The following is a 25,565-nucleotide window of genomic DNA, read 5'->3' as shown; positions in this document are numbered from 1 at the left end:
GGCAGGCTTGGCAGCAGCCGGTTTTGCCGCAGCGCTTTTGGAAGCGGCCTTGCTTGCTGCCGGTTTGGCCACAGCGCTTTTCGGCGCCGCTTTCGCCGCTGCACTTTTCGGAGCCGCCTTGGCTGCGGCAGGTTTTGCTGCCGCGCTCTTGGGAGTTGCCTTTGCGGTCGCGGGCTTCGCCGCTCTGGTGCTAGGGGCAGCCTTGGCTGCAGTTGGTTTCGACGTTGCGCTCTTTGGAGCGGTCTTTGTTGCGGCTTGCTTCGCCGCTGCACTCTTCGACGCTTCCTTGGTTGCTGCTGGTTTCGCAGCTGCGCTCTTCGGCGCCGCCTTCGTTGCGGCAGGCTTTGTTGCTCCTGCCTTCGGAGCGGCCTTGGCTGCAGCTGGTTTCGCCACTGCGCTCTTCGGAGCCGCCTTGGATGCGGCAGGTTTTGCTGCTCCTGCCTTCGAAGCAGTCTTTGTTGCTGCTGGTTTCGCCGCTGCACTTTTGGGCGCGGCCTTGCTTGCTGCTGGTTTTGCTGCAGTGCTTTTCGGAGCAACTTTGGCCGCTGCGGGTTTCGCTGCCGCGCTCTTTGAAGCTGCCTTCGTCGCTGAAGGCTTCGCTCCTCTGGTCTTCGAAGTGGATTTGGTGTTGGCAGGTTTCGCCGCTGCACTCTTCGATGACGCGGGCTTTGCTGCTGCCTTACCCGAAGCGGATGTTCCGGCCGCGCTCTTAGCGGCGGCTGGCTTCGCTGCTCTTGTTTTCGGGGCGATCTTGGTTGTTGCAGGCTTGGCGGCAGCAGCTTTAGCAGTCGCAGGCTTTGCCGCCGGGCTCTTGGGGGCTGCTTTTGTTGCTGCGGGTTTTGATGCCGTCGTTTTCGATGTGTTTGTTCGGGAAGAAGAGGCTCTGGATCCTGAGGATTTCGTCGCTCCGCGTTTTGCCGCAGGTTTGCGCGTCGCCGGTGCTTTTGTGGCGGCCTTCTTCGGCGTGCCGCCGTTGGATTCATCAGTCAAGTTCCGAACTCCAATCTTTCCCGCCGGCCTCGTCTCTGGACAAGGTGCGGCTTAAGGTGTTTCCCCTCAAAGCGAAGAAGCGCACTTATTGCGCCTTGCGTTACCTCTGACGGTTTTCGAGCCGGATTTCAAGTCTTGAATTGGTCTTTTTCTTGGCGGGCGAACACCAGCTACACTGATTTCCTGAGGTCCGGTGTCTTTTTTCTTCCACCAAACACCAACGTAGTGTTGCTCTCTCCGGCAGGTTTCAAGAGACCGTCCAGTCTTGCAAGATGCCCCACCGACAAGTCGATACCCAGAAACCGTTGCTGATCAAAAGGCCCGGGCAAATCGACACGATCCAGCTTGCCCGGCTGAAAGCCGAAGCGATCATAGTAAGCCTGGTCACCGACAAGGATCACAGACCCATGGCCATGTACGGCGGCCTGGGTCAACGCATGGCGCATCAGCAGGTCGCCGATTTTCTGGCCGCGCATGTCCGGAGAAACGGTGAGCGGTCCAAGCAACAGACTTTGATTGCCGACATGGTCTACGACGGACCAGAGCCGGACAGACCCGGCAAGCCCACCTGTCGCGTCCATTGCAACGAAAGCGAACACAGGCAGTTGGCCTTCGCGCAACCGCTCGCAGGTTTTCAAGTGACGGTCTTCGCCGAAACTGAGGTCGAGCAAAGCCTCGCGGGCGCTGAAATGCTCCAGCGCCTCGTCAACGATGGTGATCATGTCCGCTCGTCCTAGATGACGTGGGACGCCAAAGGCGCAAAGCCATTAAAACCCACCGACGAATAGGTCGTCGTGTAGGCACCGCAAGCCTCGATCAGAACCTTGTCGCCGATGGAAAGGCTGACTGGCAGTTCGTACGGCGTCTTTTCGTAAAGAACATCGACGCTGTCGCAGGTCGGCCCGGCCAGAACGCAAGGCGCGGTTCTGTCGCCATCGCGCGGGGTCCGGATCGGGTAGCGGATCGCTTCGTCCATTGTTTCGGCGAGACCGTGGAACTTTCCGATATCCAGATAGACCCAGCGCACCTGTTCCTGCGCGGACTTCTTGGAAATCAGAACGACTTCGGCTTCGATCATGCCCGCATTGCCGACCATGCCCCGGCCCGGTTCGATGATGGTCGAGGGAAGCCGGTTGCCGAAATGCTTGGACAGCGCCTGGAAGATAGCCTCGCCGTAGCGCGGCACACCTGGCACGTCTTTCAGGTAACGGGTCGGGAATCCGCCACCCATGTTGACCATCTTCAGTTCGATGCCGCGCAACGCCATTTCCCGGAAGACCCCTGCCGCCATGGCGAGAGCGAAATCCCAGGCTTCGAGATTTGCCTGCTGGGAGCCGACGTGGAAGGAGACGCCATAGGCCTCGAGGCCAAGCCGGTGGGCGTGTTCCAGGACGTCGGGTGCCATTTCAGGATCGCATCCGAATTTGCGGGAGAGCGGCCATTCGGCACCGACACCGTCGCACAGGACCCGGCAGAAGACATTTGAGCCTTGAGCGACACGGCCGATTTTTTCCACTTCTTCGAAGCAGTCGACCGCAAAGAGCCGGACGCCAAGGTCAAAGGCACGCGCAATGTCCCTCTCCTTCTTGATGGTGTTGCCGTAGGAAATGCGGTCTGCCGAAGCGCCGGTGGCCAGCACCATTTCAATTTCGCCGACCGACGCGCAGTCGAAGGAAGAGCCGAGGTTTTCGAGAAGCGAGAGGATCTCCGGTGCGGGATTGGCCTTGACCGCATAGTAGACCGATGTGTCCGGAAGGGACCGTGCAAAAGCTTCGAAATTATCACGCACGATGTCGAGGTCGACAACAACGCAAGGTCCGTCGTCGTCGCGTCGTCGCAGGAAGTCGCGGATACGCTCGCTCATGGGGATCTCCCCCTTTCCAAATCTGGCCGCAGGCACGCAATGTCCGGTTGGCGCGCTGCAGTTCACGTCGCAGGGTGCCGCAATACGCACCGGGCCTCCCCCGGGATGGAACCGGAGGCCGGGTTGACTGCGGCGACGGTTGGGCGATCGCGACATTGAACATGTACGCAAACGCTTTCCCGCGTCGGGAATGCCGTTGATTGGATCGGAGATACCGAGCCGCACGTCGGGCAAGGATGTAACAAGTGCCTCTTCAGTGACGCCGGAGGTTGGATACCCCGGCAGAGACCAAAAAAGCCCTCTTACGTCGTTGCTTTAAGTCGTCCGGATCTGCTGCCCGCCCCTTGGCGGTTTTTGTGGCAGCGGCCCCTTAAGAGATGTCTTTTCAAAACACCCCATGAACGACCTCGGGCACGTGCGAATTTGGGCAGGCGCTATATGCGCTTGTTTGGATTTCCGTGCAAGCAGAAAATGACCGGGCTGCGGGATTTTTTCATCAACTTCTTCTGACCGGGGTTACCCCCTGCCATCAAAGATCGCCCGTTCGACCGTTCACATGCGCTCAGAACGTCTCGTCATGAATCTTGTCTTCACGAACGCCGCGTGCCTCAAGGCCGGATTTGAGCTCGGCGAGAAATCCTGCAGGACCGCAGAGGTAATAGTCGGCATCGGTGTTTGACACCAGACCGGCCAGCAAATCTGCCGACACCCTTCCCTTTTCCTGATAGTCCCGGCCATGCAGATCCTCGGCATGCGGACGGCTGTAGACGGTGCAGGTCCTGATGTTTGTCCTGCCTTTCACGAGTTCGGAGACTTCGCCGCGAAAGGGATGATGACCGCCATCACGCGCACCATGCACGAACCAGATCTCCCGCGCATCATTCTCTTCGACAAGTTGATGCAGCATGCTCAGCACTGGCGTTACGCCGACGCCTGCGCTGACAAGCACCACGGGTCCGCGGTCTTCCTGCAGGACGAAATCGCCTGCGGGCTTACGCGCCTCCAGCATGGCGCCAACCTCAAGCTTGTCATGAAGAAACCTGGAAACCAGACCATCGGCTTCCCGCTTTACCGAGATCCGGTATCGGCTTTCATTCGGCGGTCCAGACAGGGAATAGGTCCGCTGCACCTTGGCGTCGATCTGTGGGATCATGATTTCGATCGGCAGGTGTTGCCCTGCCGTGTGCACCGGAAGCGGGCCACCGTCGCGCGACTCAAACACGAAGGACGTCACATTGGTGCTTTCCCAGGTCTTTTCGACAAGCCTAAGCGAACGCGCAGTGCTGCCGTCCTCCTGCCAGCGTAACCTGAGCGCACCGGAAATCTCCACGATCTCCTCGATTTCCAGCGATACAAGCTGACGCGCACCGGCAAAGCGTGCGACATCCTCAGAATCGAAGTCGATCGATGCCTTGCCGGTCAGCTGCAACAGGCTTCCGGTTGAAAAATCGAGAAAGAGAAAGCCCGCGCGTCCGTCAAGCAGGATGTTACCGAGCGTGTTGTAGAACTTGTTGCCGGCATAATCGGGAAAGCGGATTTTGCTCGCGCTGACAACTTCGACAAAGCCGCGCTCGCCGCCGCGATGGGAGGCATCCATGCCAAAGGACCGGTTTTGCCCCTGCCCTTCATACCCGGACCCGATGAAAAACGTGTCTGCGCTTCTGATCCAGTTCTGTTGCGCATCGCTCAGCGCCGTGCTGCGCGTTGCCACTCCAGCTGGTTCTTCATCGCTCCACCAATAGTCGCGCGAGCGGATATATTGCGGGCAGTTTCCGAAGGACTGGCCAACTGTAAAGCGGAGCCCATCGTCGTCAGCGCCAACGAGCCTGCCGTTCACGCGGTTACGACGGCGGGTCGCGAGTTCGATACCAACGAGACCGATATCTGCTCCTTTCGAAAGGGAACCTTCCAGAGCATCGCCCGCCACCGGTCCGGACAAAATTTCCAGCGAGGTCGGGTCCGGCGACCGCACAAACCCGACAGGTCCTTCAAGCACAGTCGCCCAGGGTCTGCCCTTTTCATCACGTGCGGACACGATCATGAAAGGTTGATCCTGAAAGAAGTTACGGTGCTGGTCAGGCATGAAATCGCGAATGGCACCGCGCGCCCAGCGCTCGACACCAAAGTCACCCAGCCGCTCCTGCACTCTGCGCTCACCATCGTGAAACGGTGAAACAGTCTCGGACATCTGATCAATCGGTTTCACGCTGCCATCCTCGTTCTTTAACAGGTGGCCGGACACGGCCAGTGCGTGTCCGGTCAAAACGCTGCCTTACGCAGCCAGTCCGGCTTTCGTTGCCGGCATGGCTTCAAAGCCAGGCAATCCTTCAACACGCTTCAGGTAGCTGCGAATGTTCGGATAAGGCTCAAGGGAGACATTCCCTTCCGGTGCGTGCGCCGTGTAGGTGTAAATCGCAACATCGGCGACGGTCGGCTTCTGGCCAACCAGCCAGTCGCGGTCTGCCAAATGGCCTTCCAGGATCCCGAATACATAACCAGAGATCGCCTTCGCCTTATCCGTATCGAGTTCTGCACCGAAGACGGTCACAAGCCGGGCAGCGGCAGGTCCGTTTGCGATTTCATTGGCTGCGAGCGAGAGAAAGCGCTGGATTTCCGCCTCTTCAACCGGATCGCCCGACATCCAATCCGGTGCATATTTGCGAGCCAGGTAGACCAGGATCGCATTTGAATCGGCAACGACCACATCACCATCTTCAATGACGGGAACCTTGCCGGCCGGATTGAGCGACAGGAACGGTTCCTTCTTGTGCTCGCCTGCGGCGAGATCGACGAAGACGAGCTCGTGATTGATACCGGCAAGGCCGGCAAACAGTTCAACCCGGTGACAGTGTCCGGAAAGCGGAAAATTGTGAATGCGGATTGCGTTGGACATGACGGTTTCCCCTTAAGGTCCTGGTCTCTCGGTGGCACCGGAAACTCCGGCCCGGTGCGCTGAACGCAATATGTCACCTCACAAGCACGGGGATAATCTTCTTTTTTATTCAATTATTATGTACAATTCATACATAGTTTGGACGCTCTGTTCGCGCTGAAAGGCAGGCACCTTGGACAAGATCGAAATGATGCGGGCGTTTGTTGCCGTCGCACAGGACAACTCCTTCACCGCCGCAGGGCGCCGGCTTGGGCTGTCAACGAAACTCGTCAGCAAATATGTGCAGCAGCTGGAAAGCCAGCTTCGAACGCAACTTTTCAATCGCACGACGCGCAGTGTTTCGCTGACGGATGTCGGCGCGGCCTATCTGGAGCATTGCCGTCCGATTCTGGAACAGCTCGATGACCTCGATTCCCTGGTGCAGGAACGTCAGGGCGCGCTTGCCGGTCTTATCCGGCTAACCGCGCCGACAGGCTTCGGCAGCACGCGGCTCTGCGAGGCTCTCGCGCCGTTCCTGCGCGATCATCCGGATGTTGAACTCGACATGCGGCTGACCGACAACAGACTGGCGCTTGTGGAGGAAGGACTGGATCTTGCGATCCGCATTGGTGCCTTGAAAGACTCGTCCCTTCGGGCGCGCAAACTTGCCGACATGCCGCTTGTCCTGTGCGCATCTCCAGATTATCTCGACCGCCACGGCAGGCCGAAAGATCCAAGGGCATTGAGCACCCATGTATGCCTCGTCGACAACAACCAGTCGGAAATGAATGTCTGGCGGTTTCACTCAGGCGGGAAGGAACAGGTGCTGCGCCTGACCGGAAACGTCCGGTCCAATTCTCCCGGCGCCCTGGCGCGCATGGCGATGGGCGGCCTCGGCATCACAATCGCACCCCTTTATGCAATCGAGGACGCTCTCGTGGACGGGCGGCTCGAACATGTGCTTCCCGAACATGCAACAGACGCCTTCGGGGTTTATGCACTCTATCCGCCGAACCGCCATCTCACACGGCGGGTGCGCGCACTGATCGATTATCTGGCAGCTGAGTTCGGCTCACGGTGGAAAGCGGATACGATCTCACCAGGCAAGCAGGTGTGATGCTACTCGACACTCCGCAGGACTTTGATCAGATGGTCGGCAAAGGCACGCACCCGGCGGGGCTGAGCGCGGCTTGGCGGGAACAGGATCTGCAGTGGTGAACCAGGCGGCTCGTAGTCGCGGAGCAACTGGATCAGACGCCCGGCGCGGATATCCGCCGCGCAATCGAATTCGGACTTCAAGGCAATGCCTCTGCCCTGCAGCGCCCATTCGCGCACCAGCGCACCGTCATTGGCAATCAGGGTGCCGGTGACAGTGACAACGTGCTTTACGTCCCCTTTCCTGAATTCCCAGCTGTTGTCGATATTCTGACCGAACCGCATCATCAGGCAGACGTGGTCCCTGAGGTCCGCGGGTGTTTCCGGAGGGCTGTGATTTTCAAGGTAGGCTGGTGAGGCGCACAGGATCCGCCTGCGGGTAGCAACGTGTTTGACCCTGAGAGAACTGTCGCTGATCGCCCCGAACCGTACCGCCAGATCGATCCCGAGCCCGACGATATCGACATAGCCGTCCGACAGATGCAGATCGATCGATATCGAGGGATGGTTGGCCTGAAAGTCTGCAATCGCACCTGATATGATGTTGCGCCCGATGTCTTCGGGAGCGCTGATCCGGATCAGGCCGGACAGTGTTTGCGCGCCTGAGCGAATACGGCTGTCCAAGTCCTCGACCTCGCCGAGAACGGCGCGTGCTCCTTCGACGAGCGTGCGACCCTCTTCCGTCAGACTGATCGACCGGGTTGTCCGGTTGAGCAGCACAACATCGTAGTGGGCTTCAAGCGCAGCCAGCCGCTCGGAAACTGTGGTCGGCGACAGCCCGGCCTCGCGCGCCGCGGCGGCCAGACTGCCCTTTTCAACGATCAGCAAAAAGAGAGAAATGTTATCGAGAAGCATTATACGGATTTTCCGGATTGTTTCTTTGAATTCTGCCTGTTTATCCGAAACCGTCAAGCAGCTAGATAGTTCCCATCGCAAATCAAACAGGAACCCACCCCATGGCCAAGCTCACAATCGTCGCAAATATCAAAGCCAATCCGGACAAGGTCGAACTCGTCAAGTCCGAACTCTTGAAACTGATCGACATCACACGCGCCGAAACTGGCTGCATCAATTACGACCTGCACCAGGACAACGAAAACCCGGCTCATTTCATGTTCTACGAAAACTGGGACAGCCGTGAACTCTGGCAGACTCATATGAGCGCACCACACCTGGCCGCCTATATGGAGGCCACAGAAGGTGCCGTTGCAGATTTCACACTGAACGAAATGACCGTGATCGGCTGAAGAACTTCCTTTCCGGCGGCCCGCCTGGCGAAAAAACACGGGCCGCCTACCTGAATCAAGCTGGAAACAAATCCATGAAAGCCGTTGCGCTGACTCACTATTTGCCGATCGACGATCCGAACTCCTTCCTGGATGTCGATCTCCCGAAGCCCGTTCCGGAAGGCCGTGATCTTGTCGTCGCCGTGAAGGCGGTTTCCGTCAACCCGGTTGATACAAAAGTTCGGGCCCCGAAGGACACCGTTGAAGAAACACCCCGTGTGCTCGGTTGGGACGCAGCCGGCGTCGTTGAAGCCGTCGGTCCAAATGTCACGCTCTTCAAACCCGGAGACGAAGTTTTTTATGCCGGCGACATCACGCGGTCCGGCTCGAATTCAGAGTTCCAGCTGATCGATGAACGCATCGTCGGTTTGAAGCCGAAAACACTCGGTTTTGCCGAGGCCGCCGCGCTTCCTCTAACCACCCTGACCGCTTACGAATCCTTCTTTGATCGGCTCGGCATCGACCGGGACGGCGGCAACAAGGGCGAGAGCATTCTTATCATCGGTGCAGGTGGCGGTGTCGGCTCGATCGGTATTCAGCTGGCAAAAGCAGCCGGTCTGAAGATCATCGCAACGGCCTCGCGCCCGGAAACCTCCGCCTGGGTGCGGGAACTCGGGGCCGATGAAGTGATCAATCACAGGGAAGACATGGTCGCGCAGGTGCATGCTCTCGGTCATGAACATGTTGACCATATCGCCATCTTCAATGACATGCGCCATTGGGAAACGGCGGCCGAATTGATCCGGCCCGAAGGTGGTATCGTCACGATCGACGACACCAGTCTGCCGATGCCCATGGAAAAAATGAAAATGAAGGCAGCCAGCCTCCATTGGGAATTCATGTTCGCAAGAGCCATGTTCCAGACCCCGGACATGATCGAACAGCACAAGCTCTTGACCTATGTCGCCGGTGAGATCGATGCCGGACGCATCCGCACAACGCTCGACACCGTGCTCGCCCCCATCAACGCCGCAAACATGCGCAAGGCACATGCGCTTATCGAAACCGGCACCGCGAAGGGCAAGATCGTGGTAGAAGGCTTCTGATCTCCTGCGCAGCCGGGGAACCGGCTGCGCCTTGCCAAACCGCCATCGTCCACATCCCCGGAGATTTTTCCATGGCCGCACTTCAACCACCCGTCTGCGACTTCGGCTGGCAGGCCCCTCACTTCAGCCTGCCTGGAACGGACGGCAGCAGCTACAGTCTGACTGACGTTGCCGGCGACCAGAGCACTCTGGTGATGTTCATCTGCAACCACTGCCCGTTCGTGCTGGCCATTATGGACAAGATCATCCGCGACGCCCACGACATGAAGGAACACGGGATCGGCGTTGTTGCCATCTGCTCCAACGACCATGTTTCCTATCCCGCCGACAGTTTCGAAAACATGCAGTTGATGGCGCAAAAGCATGCTTTCCCTTTCCCCTACCTGCATGACGCGGACCAGACCGTCGCGACGGACTACGACGCCGTCTGCACGCCGGATTTCTTTGGTTTTAACAAGGATCTGCAACTGCAATACCGCGGCCGCCTGGATGCGACGCGCATGGGATCGTCCCCTGCCGACTTGCGCCGGGACCTTTTCGAAGCCATGAAACAGATCGCGGAAACCGGAAAGGGTCCTGAAGATCAGATCCCTTCGATCGGTTGCTCTATCAAGTGGAAATAGGAGATCAGGCCAATATGCAGATAACTCAACTCAATCATGTCAACCTGCGCACCACGCAGCTCGACGCCATGATCTCCTGGTATCAGGACGTGCTCGGTCTTGTTCTCGGCCCAAGGCCAGACTTTCCCTTTCCCGGCGCCTGGCTCTATGCGGGCGACACGGCATTTGTGCATCTTGTCGGCATTGAGGGCGAGGCGGGCACGGGATCCGAGGTCGAATTGAAGCTTGAGCATTTTGCCTTTTCTGCAAACGGGGCGAAAGAGTTCGAAAACCGGCTTCAGGAACAGGGTGTAGAGTTTCGCAAGTCCGAAATTGCGGCCGTAAACCTTGTTGCATTTAACGTCTGGGACCCGGACGGCAATCACATTCACGTTGATTTCCGCATTGACGAATAACTGTCCGGCGATCGCTGTTGCCTGGCCTGACGCCCGCGCTAGCTTTCACTTTGGTTCCGACACGTTATGACCCAGAGCATGAGGCCAGACATGATCCGCTTCCTCACAGGCGCAGCCGCATTGACCCTTGCCGCGACACAGGTGGCAGCCGAACCCCATCGCTACGAGATTGACCCGACACACACCACGATTGCCTTCATGGTCGATCATATTGGATACGCCGACACCCTTGGCGTCTTCCTCGATTTCGAAGGCGGCTTTACCTACGACATGGAGACCAGGGAGCTGTCCGACCTTGAAATCACGGTCAAGACCGCAAGCGTGGAATCCTTCAATGAAGCCAGGGACACTCACGTCCGCAACAAGGACTTCCTGGATGTTGAGAATTACCCGGTCATGACATTTACGGCACAGGTCGGCACAGCCACGAGCGACACCACCGGCACGGTTGAAGGCAATCTGACACTTCTCGATCAGACACAACCGCTCGTTCTGGATGTCATTCTCAACAAGGCGGCCAAATATCCGTTTGGCCACGGGCGCTTCACCTTGGGGATCAGCGCAAGCGGCACGGTGCAGCGCAGTGCTTTCGGCATGAACTATGCCGTTGAAAACGGCTTTGTCGGTGACGACGTCCAGGTGATCATCGAAACCGAAGCCATGCGCGTTGAAAATTGACCGGCTCCAAGGTCCGGGTTAAACCGCCTTGTCCAACAGCGGACGCAGCGCCGGATGAATGTTGGGGCTTTCGTCGCGGATAAACCGCAGGAGAGCCTTTTCGTTCTCATGCAGAACACCGTCGCGGCCAATCCGGTCCACCAGCCAGCCGGCCTCGTCTTCAGTCACGACTTCGTTCAGGGTGATCTCGGTTTCCATGACAGCTCCCCTTGCTGCGAATGGATCGGTCTTGTCCGCATAAGCGTCCCGGATACCGCTGACGCCGCCGCTGATCATCTTTCTGAAGAAGCCGCCAAGACCGCCTTCGTAACCGCCGGGCTGGCTGAGCCAATCCTCGCGCGCGAGCGCAATCTCGCGCGGCGGCGGTGTGAAACCGGACATGGCCATCAGATGGTTTGCAATGGCCTTCGAAAAGAGTTCGGACCAGGAAGCTGCATTCTCAGCTTCAACAGTCGCGTCGTTCAGATCGAAAAGGATCTCGGCTTCGGCCCTTGAAATGGCAATCCCGCCACAGCCGGCACCGGCATAAAGGACGCGGCGCAGAATTTCGACTTCGCCGTCTGATACCACGCCCGGTTTCAGCTCATTGCCGGCTCTTGTCGCCCCTTTTCCGGAAATCACGGCATCGGCAACGCACTTGAGGGCAAAATGTTCCAGACGCTCCGGCGCTTCGCGCGCCTTTTCAAGAACAAAGAGAACAGCGTCGAGTTCCGTCCGACTGCAGACATGGCCGTCGGCAGTGATCTGACCGATCAACCAGTCCGCATTCTCTTCAGAAACATACCCTTCCGGGCGTACCTGATTGACCAGGATATCGGCGATCGCTTCCGGAAACAGTTCGTACCAGGTTGCCGCGTAAGACAGACCGGCATTGTTCAGTCGGAACAATGCAGCACCTTCCTCAAGCGACACTGCCATGTCCGCGTAGACAAAGCGGCGCAGGTTTATGACATCGTCTACGCCGACATGTCCGTCAGCGATTTTTGCGGCGACAAATTCACTTAAATCCGGCTTGGCCATGTGATCCCCCTGGAAATCTCTGAACGGAGTATTGCCGAAAATTCTTGAGATTCCCGTAACAGAAAAAGGGAGCCACTTGCGTGGCTCCCTCAGTGGCTCCCCGCACTTGGGGGCATTTAAACGCGGGGAGATTCGTCAGAGGACTTCAAGATGTCAGCCGCGGTGCTTCTTGCCCTTGCCGCCTTTCTTTCCGCCCTTGAAATCCGCCTTGGTGATAACGCCGTCCTTGTTTCGGTCTGCCCGTTTCATCAGGTTGTCCAGGCGTTTTCCGGCTTCTTCCTGGGTAATCCCGAGGCTGCCGTCGGCATCGGCGCGCTGGAACATGTTGACGATCCTGTTTTCATTGACTGCCATCCAGAGCGGGCCGAATTCTTCAAGCGTGAAGGAACCGCTGCCATTCGTGTCGGCCAAGGCAAACAGCTCAGCCCGTTTGGCATCGAAGTCTTCTCTTGTGACTGATCCGCTGCCGTCCGTATCGAACATTGTCATGAACATGCGGGCCGGACCGCCGCGTCCGCGGCGCTCACCGCGTTCGGCGCGCTGTTGACGTTCGCCGCCGTTTTCCGCCGCTTGTCCACGCTGGCCGCGTACACGTTCGATCGTGCCGTTGCCGTCGCGATCAAGCCGGTTGAACATCCTGTTCGCAACGACGTCCACTTCTTCCTGTGTCACGGTGCCGTCGCCATCGGAATCAAGAAACTGGAAGGCACGCACCATGCGGTCGTTGGAACGCTCCATGAACTGGGCCTTGAACTCTTCCAGGCTGATTTCGCCACTGCCGTCAGCATCCGAAGCTGCGAATTCCTGGGCACGGACTTCCGAAATCTCGGCTTCGGTGATCACACCGTCTTTGTCGGCATCGAAGCGTTCGAACAGACGCTCCGCGCGCTCCCGGCCACCACGGCCATGCCCTCGGCCCCATTTGCCGCGTTCGCCCTTATGCGCGATCTGCTTGCCCTCAGCCTGCTGTATCTGTTGCCCCCCGTCCCCTGCCGCAACACCGCTTTGGGCGAAGGCGGGCAGACCGGCTGTCAGCGCGGTTCCCGCGACACTCGCAGCCAAGGCGGCAATTGCAATTTTCTTGAACGGTTTCATTCCAACAACTCCTTGTTCGTTGATGGGCTCAAGGTAGGAGGCAATTGTCGCAGGAATACCCATGCAATTGCCCTTAAGTGTCGCCAACTGTCCCCGCACGCCCCGGCGATACACTTTGTTACAAGTTCGGCTCGCAAGAAGACGGGCCTGTTATTATTTTTGCCATAGAAACAAACACCTTGCCTGCTGCACAGACTTTAAATGCACACTCGCGCCCGGTAAGAGAACGGATACGCACGACAGGAGAGCCATGTGAGCGACCCGAGCCCGCATATTCTGGTGGTGGACGACCACCGCGACATTCGCGAGACGCTGGCCCGTTATCTCATCAAAAACGGGCTCAGAGCCACGACGGCTGAAAACGCTGCCCACGCCCGCAAGGCCTTGAAAGCCGCGTCTATCGATCTCGTTGTGCTCGACGTCATGATGCCCGGCGAAGACGGTCTGTCATTGTGCCGTCACCTCGTGGAGACTGGCTCGATGCCGGTGATATTGCTCACTGCCATGGCGGACGATACCGACAGGGTCATCGGGCTTGAGATCGGGGCAGACGACTATGTGACCAAGCCTTTCAACCCACGGGAGCTTCTTGCAAGAATTCGTGCTGTTTTGCGGCGGACGTCGCTGGCGCCGCGGGAGCGTGACCCGATCGAGCAGGAACGCCTGCATTTCGACGGTTGGCAGCTGAACGTCTCACGACGAGAACTGACTGATCCCGACGATGTGACCGTTCCTCTTTCAAGTGGTGAGTTTCAGCTGCTTTGCGCGTTCTTAAAGCGCCCAAAGATGGTGCTGAACCGCGATCAGCTCTTGGATCTGACCACGGGACGGACGCCCGGCGTCTTTGACAGGTCGATCGACAATCAGGTCTCGCGGCTCCGCCGGAAAATCGAAGTTGATCCCAAGGATCCGAAGATGATCAAGACGGTCTGGGGCGGCGGCTACATGTTCACTGCTGAAGTGAAAGAACACGCGGAATGAATTTCAGTATCGTGAAAAGAGGCCTTGGGTTTTTGTGGCCACGTTCACTGGCCTCTCAGTTGATCGTGCTGCTTCTGGCGGCGATATTCGCCGCGCAAGCCCTGAGCATCTGGATCTTCCATGACGAACGGCGCATTGCCCTTGTTGCCGCAGCGCGCGACAATCTGCTCGCACGCGCGGTCTCGATTGCCGAACTGCTCGAAGACACGCCTATCGCCCTGCAAAGCCGTATCCTTGAAGCCAGCAGCAGTCGCTTCGCCGTGTTCTGGCTAGGCGACACGCCGCTTGCGCGGACGCCCGGAACATCGCGCTTCGAGCAGCGGCTGCAGGGCATCATTTCAGAGCGGCTCAATCACGGCCAGACGGTTCATCTCAATATCCTTGCAGACGAAAAACGCGGTCCCAAGGTTCGCAGAGACGCGAACGGCGACACGGTCGATCCGAGCTGGCGGTCCGTTCCGAAGAAAGAGCGTCCCTACAATCTGCGCAAGATCATGAACAAACCGGAGGACCTGTCGCTTTCCATCCAGATGACCGATGGGCGCTGGCTGAATGTAGCGACCAGCTACCGCCCGCCCGATGGTGCCTTCCGGTCTCTGATCGTGCAGCTTCTGCTTACCTCGATCGCAACCGTTGTCATAATCGGGTTCGCCGTACGCCGTGTCACCCGCCCCTTGAAGGAGCTGGCCGTTTCAGCGGAAAAACTTGGCCGCGGCGAGGAACGCAAACCGATCGAGCCGAGCGGACCGAAGGAAGTCCGGGCACTGACCTCTTCCTTCAACGACATGCAGGACAGGCTCACCCGGTTCGTGAAGGACAGAACCCGCATGCTGGCCGCGATCAGCCACGACCTGCGCACCCCGATCACGTCTTTGAGGATCCGCGCGGAATTCATCGACGACGACGAAAACCGCGAAAAAATGATCGAAACTCTGGACGAAATGGCTGCGATGACCGAAGCAACACTTCGTTTCGCAAAGGACGAGGCGCATTCCGAAGGTGCGGAGGAAACCGACCTGGGCGCAATGCTGGAAAGTCTTGCTGGAGATCAGATTGATCTCGGACATGAGTGCAGCGTGTCGCTTGAAAAGGATGTAATGCTGACCTGCCGTCCGGTTGCGCTCAAGCGTGCCTTGCGCAACCTGGTCGAAAACGGCGTCCGATACGGAGGCCGTGTTTCGATCCATGCCGTTACGACGAATGGCGAGGTGGTTATTCGCGTATCGGACGAAGGCCCAGGCATCCCCGAAGACCGCCTCAAGGATGTTTTTGAACCCTTCGTGCGTCTTGAAGAATCCCGCAGCGAGGAAACGGGCGGCATCGGCCTTGGTCTCGCGATCGCGCGGTCGATCATCCATGCTCATGGTGGAACCATTAAGCTGACGAACGGAGATGAAGCCGGGCTGATGGCAGAAGTCAGATTGCCAACGCGATAGGACGCTATGCCGAGGAATCTTCCCTCTCCAGAAAATCCAACTGTGCATCAACGATCTGCCGCCAGGCCGGATCAGATGGAAGATAGACGTGGTTGTTGCTTTCAACCTGAAGAAACTCGGCGCCTGTGATCCCGGAGGCAAGCAGGCGGCCCTGCGCAACCGGATGAACTGCATCTGCATTTGCATGGATGATCAGGGTTGGCACCCGCACCCTTGGAAGGAAACTGGAAACGTCGAACTGGTCGAAGGCGGTTCTGATTGCAGCCGCATTTTCTGCCGAGGTCGAAGCAAGCTGTATCTCGACCATGTTGTTCATCTCGTCTTTTGAGGCTCCCGGACAAAAGACCGATGTGAATGCCACCATGAAAGGACTGTCGGGTTTCCCCCACCCGGAGCGGATCAGGGCCATCAGCGCGTTAGCTTCTTCGCTCGCATATTGATGATCGCGTCGTGCGCGGCCCTGAACAAACCCACCGTAGAGAACGAGCCGGCTGACACGCTCAGGGTAGGTCGCTGCAAACGCGATTGAAATGGGAACACCCTGTGATGCAGCGATAAGCGGGAACGTTTCCAGGCCTGCTGCGTCGACGACCGCCCTGAGATCGGCGACATAGTTCTCAATCCCCGTTCCCTTCAACGTCGCATCGGAAAGCCCGGTTCCCCGTTGATCGTAGCGCACGAGGCTGTAGCGCGAGCTGAGTTCCTGCAGGTAGGGGCCCCACACCGGGCTAGACCAGTCCTTTTCAAGATGAGTCAGAAAGTGCCCGGCCCGCACGACGGCAGGTCCTGCGCCCGATCGGGCATAGGCAATCGATGTACCATCCTCTGACTGCGCGAAATGAATAGTCTGCATGCGTTTCGCCGTCGTGTTGGCGAAAGGCATCTGGATTGCGGCATTTGTGCTGACTGGCGCGACCAGTTCCAGCCCCCTGCGCTGCACGGTCCGGATGACTGCCTGTGTCTTGCCGTTATCCCCGACGGCGGTTCTCGCCGCATTGATCCTGGCGCTGATTGTGGCGTCCGAAACGATCCGGCCATTCCACACTCGCTCAAGGAGCGCGTCTTTCGTAACAAGCTTCCCGGCGTTTTCGGCAAGCAGGCACAGCAGTTCGAACACCTGCGGTTGGACCGGAACATCCGTTCCGAGGCGCTGAAGCTGATAGCTTTCCGTATCAAGGACGCAATCTGCAAATTCGTAGCGCACGCAGTCCCCCAGCGGCGATGTTCATGTCGTGGAACGGTACTGGAAGTACATATCCGGCGCAATTATCAGAAGGAAAATGAAGGAAATCACAAGGCGTTCTTAAGGTTCTCTTCAAGCAGCCACCGGCTTGTTCGCGCATGCTCCTTTCATCAGATCAAGGAGCGGAATAATGACCGAACAGACAAGCCCATACCGCACATTGAAAAACGGCTCGATCGACCTTGCCTATTACGACAAGCGCGCCCGAGCCCTTCGCAGCGAGGATACATTCAGAGCCTGCCGCCGTTGCAAGGCTGCTCTGTGGACTGCAAGCGGTCACATGAAGGCTGCTTTCACAAGAGCTTTCAAAGGTCCTGTAAAGGTCGTTAAGCGCATAGGTAAACCGGCTGCATTTCACGCCTTGGCATACGTTGCCTCGTCCACCGCCTCAAGCCAGTCGGCGACGGAACCGTCCATCTCCTCGTGAATCGCGAGATGCACCATGGATGTCTGGGGACCGGCGCCGTGCCAGTGCTTTGCACCTGGCGGAATCCAGACCACGTCGCCGGGCAGTATGGCGAGCTTGTCCTGACCCCAGAGCTGGACGAACCCGGCCCCGTCCAGCACATGCAGCGTTTGGCCGAGTGGATGGGTGTGCCAATGCGTGCGCGCACCCGGTTCGAACGAGACCTTGACCGCCCGCACCCGCGCCGGAGTCGGAGCTTCGATGACCAGTTCCTGCCAGACAGTCCCGGTGAAATAGTCTGGATTGGCACGTTTGCTCGGCCTCGAACCGGCCTTGTAAACGGTCAGAAAACTCATGGGTACACCTCGCCGGTTACTTTCTGGCACTCGATGGCACTGTTGTTCTGGAGCCCTTCGGCCAGTTGATCAGAACAACACCTGAAATGGCAAGGCAAATCCCGGCGAAGGTTTCAGCATCCAGGCTTTCACCGAGGAACACCACACCGAGGACAACACCTACGCCCGCGCGTAGATAGGCCTGGCTGGCGGTTCCCATAGCGCCGAGCGTAATCAGCAGACGAAAGTAGATCAGAAACGCGAGCGCCGTGCACACCACGCCAAGGATGATGGCGGCCGTCCATCCCGCCGGGCCCGGCGCAAGTGTCCAGGGCGCCTCCGTCAATAGGCTCAACGGGACGAGCACGACTGAGGAGCAGAGCAGCATTCCGGTTGCGGGTACGATTGGCGGAAGGCCGCGAAAGAGCTGACCACGCAACGCCGCAATACCGTAGAGCGCTGCACTGAAGAAGACGGCGAGTTGGGGCAGGATGTCTTCGCCGAGATTGTCGAGCCCGCCAACGCCGATGATCAGCACAACGCCGGCAAGGCCCAGCAAGGCTCCGGCCAGCTGGCGTCCACCTGGAAGCTGGCCACGCTTGAGCACGAGAAACGAGATCGCAAACACCCAGAGCGGCGATGTTGAATTCAAAACGCTGGAGACCGCCGTGCCCGCATATTGCTGCCCCCAAGCCAGAAGCAGCCAGGGTCCGGTCCCGTTGAGAAGAGACTGGATGAAAAACAGCCGCCAGTTGTGCCGGTCCAGAGGCATGCGAATGCCGCGCAGGGCCATGACAAGCAACAAAATGAGGGAAGCAAGCGACACACGCACGGCCATCAGCGTCGCAGGGGGAACAGTGTCCAGCGCAAGGCCGATCCACATGTAAGACGAGCCCCAAAGCAACGCCAGGACGCCGAGCAGCAGGTATTCAAAAGACCGGTTTTGCATGAATGGTAATGTCAGCCGTGCAAGGCACGGCTGTCTTCCGGCGCCTCGTCACGGGCTTCCATACCGTAGTCTCGCAGAACGTGGGCAACCCGGAGACGGTAATCCTTGAAATAGTCTTCCCGGCCCACCTTCTGGGCCTGCCGATGCCCCGTGAGCCTGCGCCATTCGTTGAGCGCGGCCTCGTCACGGAAAAAGGAGATGGACAGGAGCTTTTCCGGATTTGTCAGGCTTTGAAAACGCTCGACGGACAAAAATCCGTCAATCTGCTCCACGAGCGGACGCATCTTGGCAGCCATGTCGAGGTAGTTCTGCTTTTTGTCCACATGCGGGATGACTTCGAAAATAACGGCGATCATAGGCTTTTGTCCCCTTCCCCATGCGGTGCGGACGCCAGTTTCAGGAAGGTACGGTCTTCCCGCAAGATGAATTTTTCGCGTTGTGCGAACTCATAGTTCTTTTGCCCGAGCGGATCGGCGGCAAGCCGGGCGCGATAGGCTTCATAAGCGGCAAGGTTTTCGATGGAATAGACACCGTAAGCAAGCGTCGTCGATCCTTCATGCGGCGCAAAATAGCCAATGAGATTCGCTCCGCAGCGGGGAATCGCCTGTCCCCAATTCAGGGCATATTCTTCAAATGCTGTCTTTTTGGTCGGGTCGATGTGATAGCGAATGAAACAGGTGATCATGCTCCGGTCCTTTTCGGTTGGCCTTTAAGCTTGTTTGTGACATGGTTTCGAACGTGAATGCTTCGACGAGGATCGAACCATGAAAGAAGGCCCGGACATTGCCCGCATTGGCGCGCTGATCGGAGATCCGGCGCGCGCCAACATCCTGGGCGCGCTTTTGGGCGGCAAAGCGCTCACGGCAACCGAACTTGCAACTGAAGCCGGGATCACCGGCCAGACTGCGAGCTCGCACCTGAAAAAGCTGGTTGACGGCAGCCTTCTTGTTCAAACGAAGCAGGGCCGGCATCGGTACTTTACGCTGGCGGGACCGGAAGTCGCCGCCGTGCTTGAAGCCGTCATGGGACTGGCAGCGCACAAGGGACACCTGCGTGTTCGAACAGGGCCACGGGATCCGGCCATGCGCGCCGCGCGCGTGTGCTACGACCATCTTGCCGGAGACATGGCCGTCAGGATATTCGACAGTATGCAGTCGCGCGGTTTTCTGAGGGTCACGCAGGAAAAGAGCGGTCTCGGCCTTACGGAGCGCGGCGAAGCCTTTGTCTGCGAGGCTGGGATCGATCTGAAAGGCCTTAAGTCTGCGCGCCGCCCTCTTTGCCGCGCTTGTCTTGACTGGAGCGAAAGGCGAAGCCATCTGGCCGGATCGTTGGGGGCAGCATTCCTTGCAAAGTTTCAGAATGAGGGCTGGATGAGGCGTGAGAGAGATAGCCGCGTGGTCCAAATCACGCCGATCGGAAATGAACGTCTCGTAAAGCTATTCCCCGCCCCCTAAATAGGGATCGACAGCTTTAGAATTTTGCAAGCCCCGACAATTTTTATCGGCTTCGCGAACCATTCAGGACCCCTTGATACGTGTCTCAACTGAACGCAAGCAAGAAATCGACGGCCCTCATCATCAAGGTCTACCCCGTTGCCCTCATTCTGATAAGCCTTGCGCTGAACCTCACGGTTTTCAGTGTTGAGGGCACCGCAATCGCCCTGCCGTCGCACCACGTTCTCGCGGCACTCGCCATCGCCAGCCTCTTGCTGGTCCTTAACCACACATGGCTGATGACGAGCACCGAATTGACAAGACTGAAGTACGAAATACGTGCAACGCCTGAAGAATGGAAAACAAGCGGTCTTTCGAAAGGCGCTGTCACAGAAACCGGGTTTAGCGAGCTGGAACGGCGCCACAACGCACACAGAAACGCAACAGAAAATACGACACTGTTCGTTTTGCTCGCCATTCCGTTTTCATTTGTTTCACCGTCTGCCTTGGCGGCCAGCGTCTGGCTGATCGGTTTCGCGATCGGACGGCTTGGTCACACCTACAGTTTCCTGACCGGAAAGAGCGGTGCACGCGGCTTGTTCATGACCGTCAGCCTGCTGTGTCTCTACGGTTTAGCCGGGTACACGGCGATTGCGCTGTTGCTTTGACGCAAGCAAACTCACGGGTCACTTACTGCTCAAGCGATGTTGCGTGACGAATTCGCAGCACCGATCGCGGTGCCTACAATACATCCATAGTTCGACCTTAGCCGAAGCATCAACCCGGCAGAGCACCGTATGCTTGCGACATTCGCAAGCATAGGAGATCGGAATGGATCAACTCTCTTTGTATTTGCCGGGAATTTTGCTCGCTTACTCGGCTTTTCTTCTGGCAATCATCAGTCCGGGGCCGAATGTCCTTGCCGTCATGGGAGCATCCATGAGTGTAAGCCGAAAAGCGGGACTGGCACTTGCGTTCGGGGTGGCAGCGGGGTCGCTCGCATGGGCGACATTGACGGTTCTTGGGCTTTCGGCAATCGTGGCTGCCTATTCAACCGCCCTCACTGTCATCAAGGTAGCAGGCGGGATTTATCTGCTCTGGCTCGCGTTCAAGGCCTTTCGAGCCGCGCGGTCCAAACAGGATTTTAAGGTCATGGAGCTTGAAGGTGGCCAACGCTCCCAATTCGGCTACGCCGCGCAGGGCTTCATCATTCAGATGACCAATCCCAAAGCCGCCCTCGCCTGGATCGCCATTGTCTCGCTCGGCATGCAAAAGGGCGCACCGTTCTGGGTTGGCGGCATCATTGTTGCCGGTACATTCGCCTTGTCCATGCTTATTCACGCGCTTTACGCCCTTGTCTTCTCCAGCCCTGGCATGGTCGCCCTTTACCGGAAAGCACGGCGTACTATTCAAACACTGTTCGGCTGTTTTTTTGCGGCCGCAGGTGCACGGCTTCTGCTCAGCCGCGACTGACGGTTCGCCTTGAACACAAAAAACCCGGCACTCGCCGGGTTTTTTAGGAGGTCGGCAGATGCCGGGGGCAATTCAGCATCTGACTATGCGATTTTGTTCTGATTATTGAGGCCTTCGGGAGAGGCCCGTTTCAGAAGCCTTATGCAGGCTCCTGCTTCCTGGGGATTGCCTCCCGCCAGGAACGGTATAGCCGCTGCGGCAGCCATGCGAGGCGATCCCGATTGTAGTCCCGTCTTTGTCTGACCAGAAAGATTCTGGCTACGTGCACAGTCATTTTTTTCTCCTTCAGGACGACGGATCGTTGCCGTGTCCTTTCTTTAGATTAAATGATAGCGCACTCCGTGCACTTTACAAGGGTGCACTTGGTGCATTTTTTCAGAAATTTGCGAGGAAACACCTAGGTCACTCAGTTTATTCACAAAAATAGAGTGTCCCCCTGTGGAGATTCCACAGGAGGTTGGTAAACACTTGGTAAATTTCGGTAGATTTCGGCTATTCAGCCGCCACCAGACGAGCCGGATCGTAGTTGAGAATCGGTGCCAGCCAGCGCTCGGCCAGAGCAACATCCCAGCCTTTTCGCGCAGCATAGTCTTCAATCTGATCCTTCTCGATCTTGCCGACACCGAAATAGTGGCTGTCCGGATGAGCAAAATAGAGACCGGAAACAGAAGATCCCGGCAGCATCGCCTTGCTTTCGGTCAGCTGGATGCCCGTGTGACGCTCTGCATCAAGCAAACGGAAAAGCGTATCCTTTTCCGTGTGGTCCGGTTGCGCCGGATAGCCGGGCGCAGGCCGGATACCCTGGTAGCGTTCGCTGATAATGTCCTCATTCGATAAGGTTTCATCAGCCGCGTAAGCCCAGATGTCCTTCCGAACGATTTCGTGCAGCTTTTCCGCAAACGCTTCGGCGAGCCTGTCCGCCAACGCCTGGGAAAGGATTTTGTTGTAGTCATCCCCTTCCCTGGCATACCGGGCAGCAAGCTCATCTTCGCCATGGCCCGACGTGACCGCAAATCCTCCGACCCAGTCCTGGATCCCGCTTTCAACTGGCGCAACAAAGTCGCTCATCGCAACATTTGCACGCCCACCGGCTGATCGGGACATCTGCTGGCGAAGCGTGTGGAACGTTGCCAGCTCCGCAGAACGGCTTTCGTCGGTAAACAGATGAATATCGTCTCCGACTGCATTGGCCGGCCAGATGCTGGCAACACCGCGCGCCGTCAGAAGTTTTTTCTCCACGATCTCGTCCAGCATGCGGCGCGCATCATCATAAAGCGCCTTTGCTGCCGGCCCGTATCTGTTGTCCGTCAGAACGGCCGGATAACGCCCCTTGATTTCCCAGGTGGCAAAGAACGGCGTCCAGTCGATCAACGGAACAAGATCTTCCAGCGGGAAATCGTCGAAAACCGTCGCGCCCGTTTTCACAGGGGCCACTGGCGGTTTGCCGTCAAAGTCGCATTTGAAGGCATTCTCGCGGGCCCTTGCGATCGAAGTCCGCTGCTGATTGCCGCGGCTCGCCGCATGCTTTTCGGCGACGTCGGCATACTCGGCCCGCACATTTGCGAAATAAGGCTCCCGTCCGCCTTCGCTCATCAGTTTCGTTGCAACGCCCACCGCACGACCGGCATCAGTTACGTAAATTGCCTGCCCGCGATCGTAATTCGGGTGGATCTTTACCGCCGTATGGATCTTCGACGTCGTCGCACCGCCGATCAGCAGCGGAAGTTCCATATTCTCGCGCTCAAGTTCGGCAGCCACATGGCACATCTCGTCCAGGGACGGCGTGATCAGGCCGCTGAGGCCGATCATGTCGACCTTTTCGACGCGCGCCGTTTCCAGGATCTTCGCGGCCGGAACCATCACGCCAAGATCGATGACTTCAAAATTATTGCACTGGAGAACGACACCGACGATATTCTTGCCGATATCGTGAACATCGCCCTTGACGGTCGCCATCAGGATCTTGCCCGCTGAAGATTGACCGGTAAGACCAAGCTCTCGCTTTTCCTTCTCCATGAAAGGCATCAGATAGGCGACGGCCTTTTTCATGACACGGGCCGACTTCACGACCTGCGGCAGGAACATCTGACCTGAGCCGAAGAGATCGCCGACGACGTTCATGCCGTCCATCAAAGGCCCTTCAATCACATGAAGCGGCCTGTCGAACGCCTGACGGGCTTCTTCGGTGTCCTCTACGACAAAATCGTCGATCCCGTGAACAAGGGCATGTTCCAGTCGCTTGGCAACACCCCACGTGCGCCAGGTGAGATCAGCTTCTTTCTTCTTGCCGCCCTCTCCCTTCCAGCGCTCCGCGGCATCCAGCATCCGATCGGTCGCGTCATCGCGCCGGTTCAGAACCACATCTTCACAGTGGTCGCGCAGGTCCGCGTCGAGATCGTTGTAGACCGCGAGCTGACCGGCATTGACGATCGCCATGTCCATGCCCTGCTGAATGGCATGATAGAGGAACACGGAGTGCATCGCTTCACGCACGGCTTCGTTTCCGCGGAAGGAGAAGGACAGGTTCGAGACACCGCCCGAGACATGCGCATGCGGCAGGTTTTCACGGATCCAGCCTGTCGCCTCGATGAAGTCGACACCGTAATTGTTGTGCTCCTCGATGCCCGTCGCAACCGCGAAGATGTTCGGATCGAAGATGATGTCCTCAGGCGGGAACCCGACTGTTTCAGTCAAGACCTTGTAGGACCGCGCGCAGATTTCTGTCTTTCGCTGGAGCGTGTCGGCCTGACCCGTTTCGTCAAAGGCCATCACCACGACGGCCGCGCCGTAGCGGCGGATCAGTTTTGCCTGTTCAATAAAGGCGTCTTCACCCTCCTTGAGAGAGATCGAATTGACGACGCCCTTGCCCTGAATGCACTTGAGGCCGGCCTCGATAACTGACCACTTGGAACTGTCGATCATCACAGGAACGCGCGCAATGTCGGGTTCTGCGGCAACCAGATTGAGGAACGTCACCATGGCGTCTTCTGAATCCAGAAGCCCCTCGTCCATGTTCACATCAATAATCTGGGCGCCGTTTTCGACCTGCTGCCGGGCGACATCGAGCGCGGTTGCGTAATCGTCTTCCTTGATCAGGCGACGAAAGCGGGCAGAACCGGTCACGTTTGTGCGTTCGCCGATATTGACGAAATTGGTCTCCTTGGTCAGCACGAACGGCTCAAGCCCAGACAAACGCATGTGCCTGTCGACCTCGGGTATCGGGCGCGGCGTCTTGTCGGCCACTGCATCCGCGATCGCCCGGATATGCGCCGGTGTCGTGCCGCAACAGCCACCGACGACATTTACAAGTCCGGCGGAGGCAAATTCCTCGATCAGCCCGGCCATATGCTCGGGGCTCTCATCGTATTCGCCGAATTCGTTCGGCAATCCGGCATTCGGATAGGCGCAAACAAGCGTATCGGCCACGCGACTGAGTTCATCGACATGGGCGCGCATTTCCTTCGCCCCAAGGGCGCAATTCAATCCGACAGTGAGCGGGTCCGCATGGCGAACCGAGTTCCAGAACGCTTCGGGTGTCTGGCCGGAGAGCGTGCGTCCGGACAGATCTGTAATCGTGCCGGAAATCATCACTGGCCGGATCTTGCCCGTTTCCTCAAAAACTTCATCGATGGCAAACAGCGCCGCCTTTGCGTTGAGCGTATCGAATATCGTCTCGACCAGGAGAATGTCTGCGCCTCCGGCGATCAGACCACGCACAGCCTCCGCGTAGGCGACGCGCAGATCATCGAAGGAAACGGCACGGTATCCAGGATTGTTCACGTCAGGCGAAATCGATGCGGTCCGGTTTGTCGGACCGAGCGCGCCTGCAACAAAACGGGGCCGGGACGGATCTTGCGCGGTAACCTGGTCACAGGCTTCGCGCGCAAGTTTCGCACTCTCATAATTAAGCTCATAAGCGAGCTCTTCCATGCCGTAGTCGGCCTGCGCAATGGTCGTGGATGAAAACGTATTTGTCTCAAGGATGTCGGCCCCTGCATTCAGGTAGTCGACATGGATCTTTCTGATTGCGTCCGGCTGGGTGAGGCTCAGGAGATCATTGTTCCCCTTCACATCGCTCGGCCAGTCGGCAAAGCGATCGCCGCGATAACCGGCCTCATCCAGCTTCAGGTCCTGGATCTCGGTGCCCATGGCTCCGTCAAGAATGAGGATGCGGGACTTGGCGAGGTCACGAAGGCGCTCGAAGGCGTCGGACTTGATCACGGGTACTTCCTTCCAGAGGATCCTGAGTACATTTGAGGCACGTCATGAAAGTGCCTGAGAAGTC

The 25,565-nt window shown here is 57.9% G+C and carries 25 protein-coding genes; 12 read left to right on the top strand and 13 right to left on the bottom strand.

The genetic code is table 11. From position 1 onward, the window contains the following. The first annotated feature begins 49 nt into the window (after positions 1 to 49). The gene (locus tag Q0915_RS06365; RefSeq protein ID WP_299480903.1) at positions 50 to 1,045 is read left to right on the top strand and encodes a hypothetical protein; all 996 of its coding nucleotides are present in this window, start codon (positions 50 to 52) and stop codon (positions 1,043 to 1,045) included. A 115-nt stretch (positions 1,046 to 1,160) separates the two neighbouring features. Here Q0915_RS06365 and Q0915_RS06360 read toward each other — a convergent pair whose 3' ends face one another. The 4 genes from Q0915_RS06360 to Q0915_RS06345 all read right to left on the bottom strand — a co-directional run bounded on the left by Q0915_RS06360 (position 1,161) and on the right by Q0915_RS06345 (position 5,747). Next, the gene (locus Q0915_RS06360; RefSeq protein ID WP_299480901.1) at positions 1,161 to 1,712 is read right to left on the bottom strand and encodes an N-acetyltransferase; all 552 of its coding nucleotides are present in this window, start codon (positions 1,710 to 1,712) and stop codon (positions 1,161 to 1,163) included. Positions 1,713 to 1,723: 11 nt separating this feature from the next. Next, the gene (locus tag Q0915_RS06355) at positions 1,724 to 2,854 is read right to left on the bottom strand and encodes a type III PLP-dependent enzyme (protein ID WP_299480899.1); all 1,131 of its coding nucleotides are present in this window, start codon (positions 2,852 to 2,854) and stop codon (positions 1,724 to 1,726) included. Positions 2,855 to 3,416: 562 nt separating this feature from the next. Continuing rightward, positions 3,417 to 5,060 carry a pyridoxamine 5'-phosphate oxidase family protein gene (locus Q0915_RS06350; RefSeq protein ID WP_299480897.1) on the bottom strand — a complete coding sequence of 548 codons (1,644 nt, stop codon included), beginning with the start codon at positions 5,058 to 5,060 and terminating at the stop codon, positions 3,417 to 3,419. A gap of 66 nt (positions 5,061 to 5,126) precedes the next feature. Then, on the bottom strand, positions 5,127 to 5,747 hold the full coding sequence (locus Q0915_RS06345; RefSeq protein WP_299480894.1) for a glutathione S-transferase family protein: 621 nt from the start codon (positions 5,745 to 5,747) through the stop codon (positions 5,127 to 5,129). 172 nt (positions 5,748 to 5,919) lie between these two features. Here Q0915_RS06345 and Q0915_RS06340 point away from each other — a divergent pair, with 172 nt between their 5' ends. Further along, entirely contained in the window at positions 5,920 to 6,843 is a 924-nt protein-coding gene (locus Q0915_RS06340; protein ID WP_299480891.1) for a LysR family transcriptional regulator, read from the top strand. Between the two features lie 2 nt (positions 6,844 to 6,845). Here the strand turns inward: Q0915_RS06340 and Q0915_RS06335 are convergent, their stop codons facing one another. Next, positions 6,846 to 7,736 (bottom strand): LysR family transcriptional regulator, encoded by an 891-nt coding sequence (locus Q0915_RS06335; protein WP_299480888.1) that lies wholly within the window; start codon positions 7,734 to 7,736, stop codon positions 6,846 to 6,848. Positions 7,737 to 7,837: 101 nt separating this feature from the next. Between Q0915_RS06335 and Q0915_RS06330 the strand changes: the two genes are divergently transcribed. The 5 genes from Q0915_RS06330 (at position 7,838) to Q0915_RS06310 (ending at position 10,909) form a co-directional block, all read left to right on the top strand. After that, positions 7,838 to 8,128 (top strand): putative quinol monooxygenase, encoded by a 291-nt coding sequence (locus Q0915_RS06330; RefSeq protein WP_299480885.1) that lies wholly within the window; start codon positions 7,838 to 7,840, stop codon positions 8,126 to 8,128. A gap of 74 nt (positions 8,129 to 8,202) precedes the next feature. Next, complete coding sequence (locus Q0915_RS06325) at positions 8,203 to 9,213, top strand: zinc-binding alcohol dehydrogenase family protein (protein WP_299480882.1); 1,011 nt, start codon at positions 8,203 to 8,205, stop codon at positions 9,211 to 9,213. Positions 9,214 to 9,284: 71 nt separating this feature from the next. Continuing rightward, complete coding sequence (locus Q0915_RS06320) at positions 9,285 to 9,836, top strand: thioredoxin family protein (protein ID WP_299480879.1); 552 nt, start codon at positions 9,285 to 9,287, stop codon at positions 9,834 to 9,836. Positions 9,837 to 9,850: 14 nt separating this feature from the next. Beyond that, positions 9,851 to 10,231, top strand: coding sequence for a VOC family protein (locus tag Q0915_RS06315; protein WP_299480876.1), 381 nt, complete (start codon positions 9,851 to 9,853; stop codon positions 10,229 to 10,231). 90 nt (positions 10,232 to 10,321) lie between these two features. Beyond that, a complete protein-coding gene (locus tag Q0915_RS06310; RefSeq protein ID WP_299480873.1) occupies positions 10,322 to 10,909 on the top strand; it encodes a YceI family protein in 588 nt (195 codons plus the stop codon). Between the two features lie 18 nt (positions 10,910 to 10,927). On the opposite strand, the gene Q0915_RS06305 is transcribed toward Q0915_RS06310, so the two are convergent. Together Q0915_RS06305 and Q0915_RS06300 are read right to left on the bottom strand one after the other, a co-directional pair. Continuing rightward, positions 10,928 to 11,929 carry a hypothetical protein gene (locus Q0915_RS06305; protein WP_299480870.1) on the bottom strand — a complete coding sequence of 334 codons (1,002 nt, stop codon included), beginning with the start codon at positions 11,927 to 11,929 and terminating at the stop codon, positions 10,928 to 10,930. A 153-nt stretch (positions 11,930 to 12,082) separates the two neighbouring features. Continuing rightward, positions 12,083 to 13,024 carry an EF-hand domain-containing protein gene (locus Q0915_RS06300; RefSeq protein WP_299480866.1) on the bottom strand — a complete coding sequence of 314 codons (942 nt, stop codon included), beginning with the start codon at positions 13,022 to 13,024 and terminating at the stop codon, positions 12,083 to 12,085. A gap of 252 nt (positions 13,025 to 13,276) precedes the next feature. On the opposite strand from Q0915_RS06300, the gene Q0915_RS06295 reads away from it, so the two are divergent. Both Q0915_RS06295 and Q0915_RS06290 read left to right on the top strand, forming a co-directional pair. Further along, positions 13,277 to 14,005: a response regulator gene (locus tag Q0915_RS06295; RefSeq protein WP_299480863.1), complete on the top strand. Its 729-nt coding sequence runs from the start codon at positions 13,277 to 13,279 to the stop codon at positions 14,003 to 14,005. Then, entirely contained in the window at positions 14,002 to 15,441 is a 1,440-nt protein-coding gene (locus Q0915_RS06290) for an ATP-binding protein (RefSeq protein WP_299480860.1), read from the top strand. Before Q0915_RS06295 ends, Q0915_RS06290 begins: the two co-directional genes overlap by 4 nt. A gap of 4 nt (positions 15,442 to 15,445) precedes the next feature. Here the strand turns inward: Q0915_RS06290 and Q0915_RS06285 are convergent, their stop codons facing one another. The 5 genes from Q0915_RS06285 to Q0915_RS06265 form a co-directional block, all read right to left on the bottom strand. Then, positions 15,446 to 16,645: an alpha/beta fold hydrolase gene (locus tag Q0915_RS06285; RefSeq protein ID WP_299480857.1), complete on the bottom strand. Its 1,200-nt coding sequence runs from the start codon at positions 16,643 to 16,645 to the stop codon at positions 15,446 to 15,448. Between the two features lie 393 nt (positions 16,646 to 17,038). Next, positions 17,039 to 17,446, bottom strand: coding sequence for a cupin domain-containing protein (locus tag Q0915_RS06280; RefSeq protein ID WP_299480854.1), 408 nt, complete (start codon positions 17,444 to 17,446; stop codon positions 17,039 to 17,041). A 16-nt stretch (positions 17,447 to 17,462) separates the two neighbouring features. After that, entirely contained in the window at positions 17,463 to 18,374 is a 912-nt protein-coding gene (locus Q0915_RS06275) for a DMT family transporter (protein WP_299480851.1), read from the bottom strand. Positions 18,375 to 18,385: 11 nt separating this feature from the next. Next, the gene (locus Q0915_RS06270; RefSeq protein WP_299480848.1) at positions 18,386 to 18,730 is read right to left on the bottom strand and encodes an antibiotic biosynthesis monooxygenase; all 345 of its coding nucleotides are present in this window, start codon (positions 18,728 to 18,730) and stop codon (positions 18,386 to 18,388) included. Beyond that, positions 18,727 to 19,059, bottom strand: coding sequence for an NIPSNAP family protein (locus Q0915_RS06265; protein WP_299480845.1), 333 nt, complete (start codon positions 19,057 to 19,059; stop codon positions 18,727 to 18,729). Before Q0915_RS06265 ends, Q0915_RS06270 begins: the two co-directional genes overlap by 4 nt. Before the next feature lie 79 nt (positions 19,060 to 19,138). On the opposite strand from Q0915_RS06265, the gene Q0915_RS06260 reads away from it, so the two are divergent. The 3 genes from Q0915_RS06260 to Q0915_RS06250 all read left to right on the top strand — a co-directional run bounded on the left by Q0915_RS06260 (position 19,139) and on the right by Q0915_RS06250 (position 21,280). Further along, on the top strand, positions 19,139 to 19,828 hold the full coding sequence (locus Q0915_RS06260; protein ID WP_299480842.1) for a winged helix-turn-helix domain-containing protein: 690 nt from the start codon (positions 19,139 to 19,141) through the stop codon (positions 19,826 to 19,828). Positions 19,829 to 19,908: 80 nt separating this feature from the next. Then, complete coding sequence (locus Q0915_RS06255) at positions 19,909 to 20,475, top strand: MAPEG family protein (RefSeq protein ID WP_299480839.1); 567 nt, start codon at positions 19,909 to 19,911, stop codon at positions 20,473 to 20,475. Between the two features lie 163 nt (positions 20,476 to 20,638). After that, positions 20,639 to 21,280 carry a LysE family translocator gene (locus Q0915_RS06250; protein WP_299480836.1) on the top strand — a complete coding sequence of 214 codons (642 nt, stop codon included), beginning with the start codon at positions 20,639 to 20,641 and terminating at the stop codon, positions 21,278 to 21,280. Between the two features lie 492 nt (positions 21,281 to 21,772). Here the strand turns inward: Q0915_RS06250 and metH are convergent, their stop codons facing one another. Next, positions 21,773 to 25,501, bottom strand: coding sequence for a methionine synthase (gene metH / locus Q0915_RS06245; RefSeq protein ID WP_299480834.1), 3,729 nt, complete (start codon positions 25,499 to 25,501; stop codon positions 21,773 to 21,775). Positions 25,502 to 25,565: the final 64 nt, after the last annotated feature.

Source organism: uncultured Roseibium sp. (assembly GCF_947494555.1).
Taxonomy (GTDB): Bacteria; Pseudomonadota; Alphaproteobacteria; order Rhizobiales; family Stappiaceae; genus Roseibium.
This window is presented reverse-complemented; position numbering and strand designations above follow the sequence as displayed.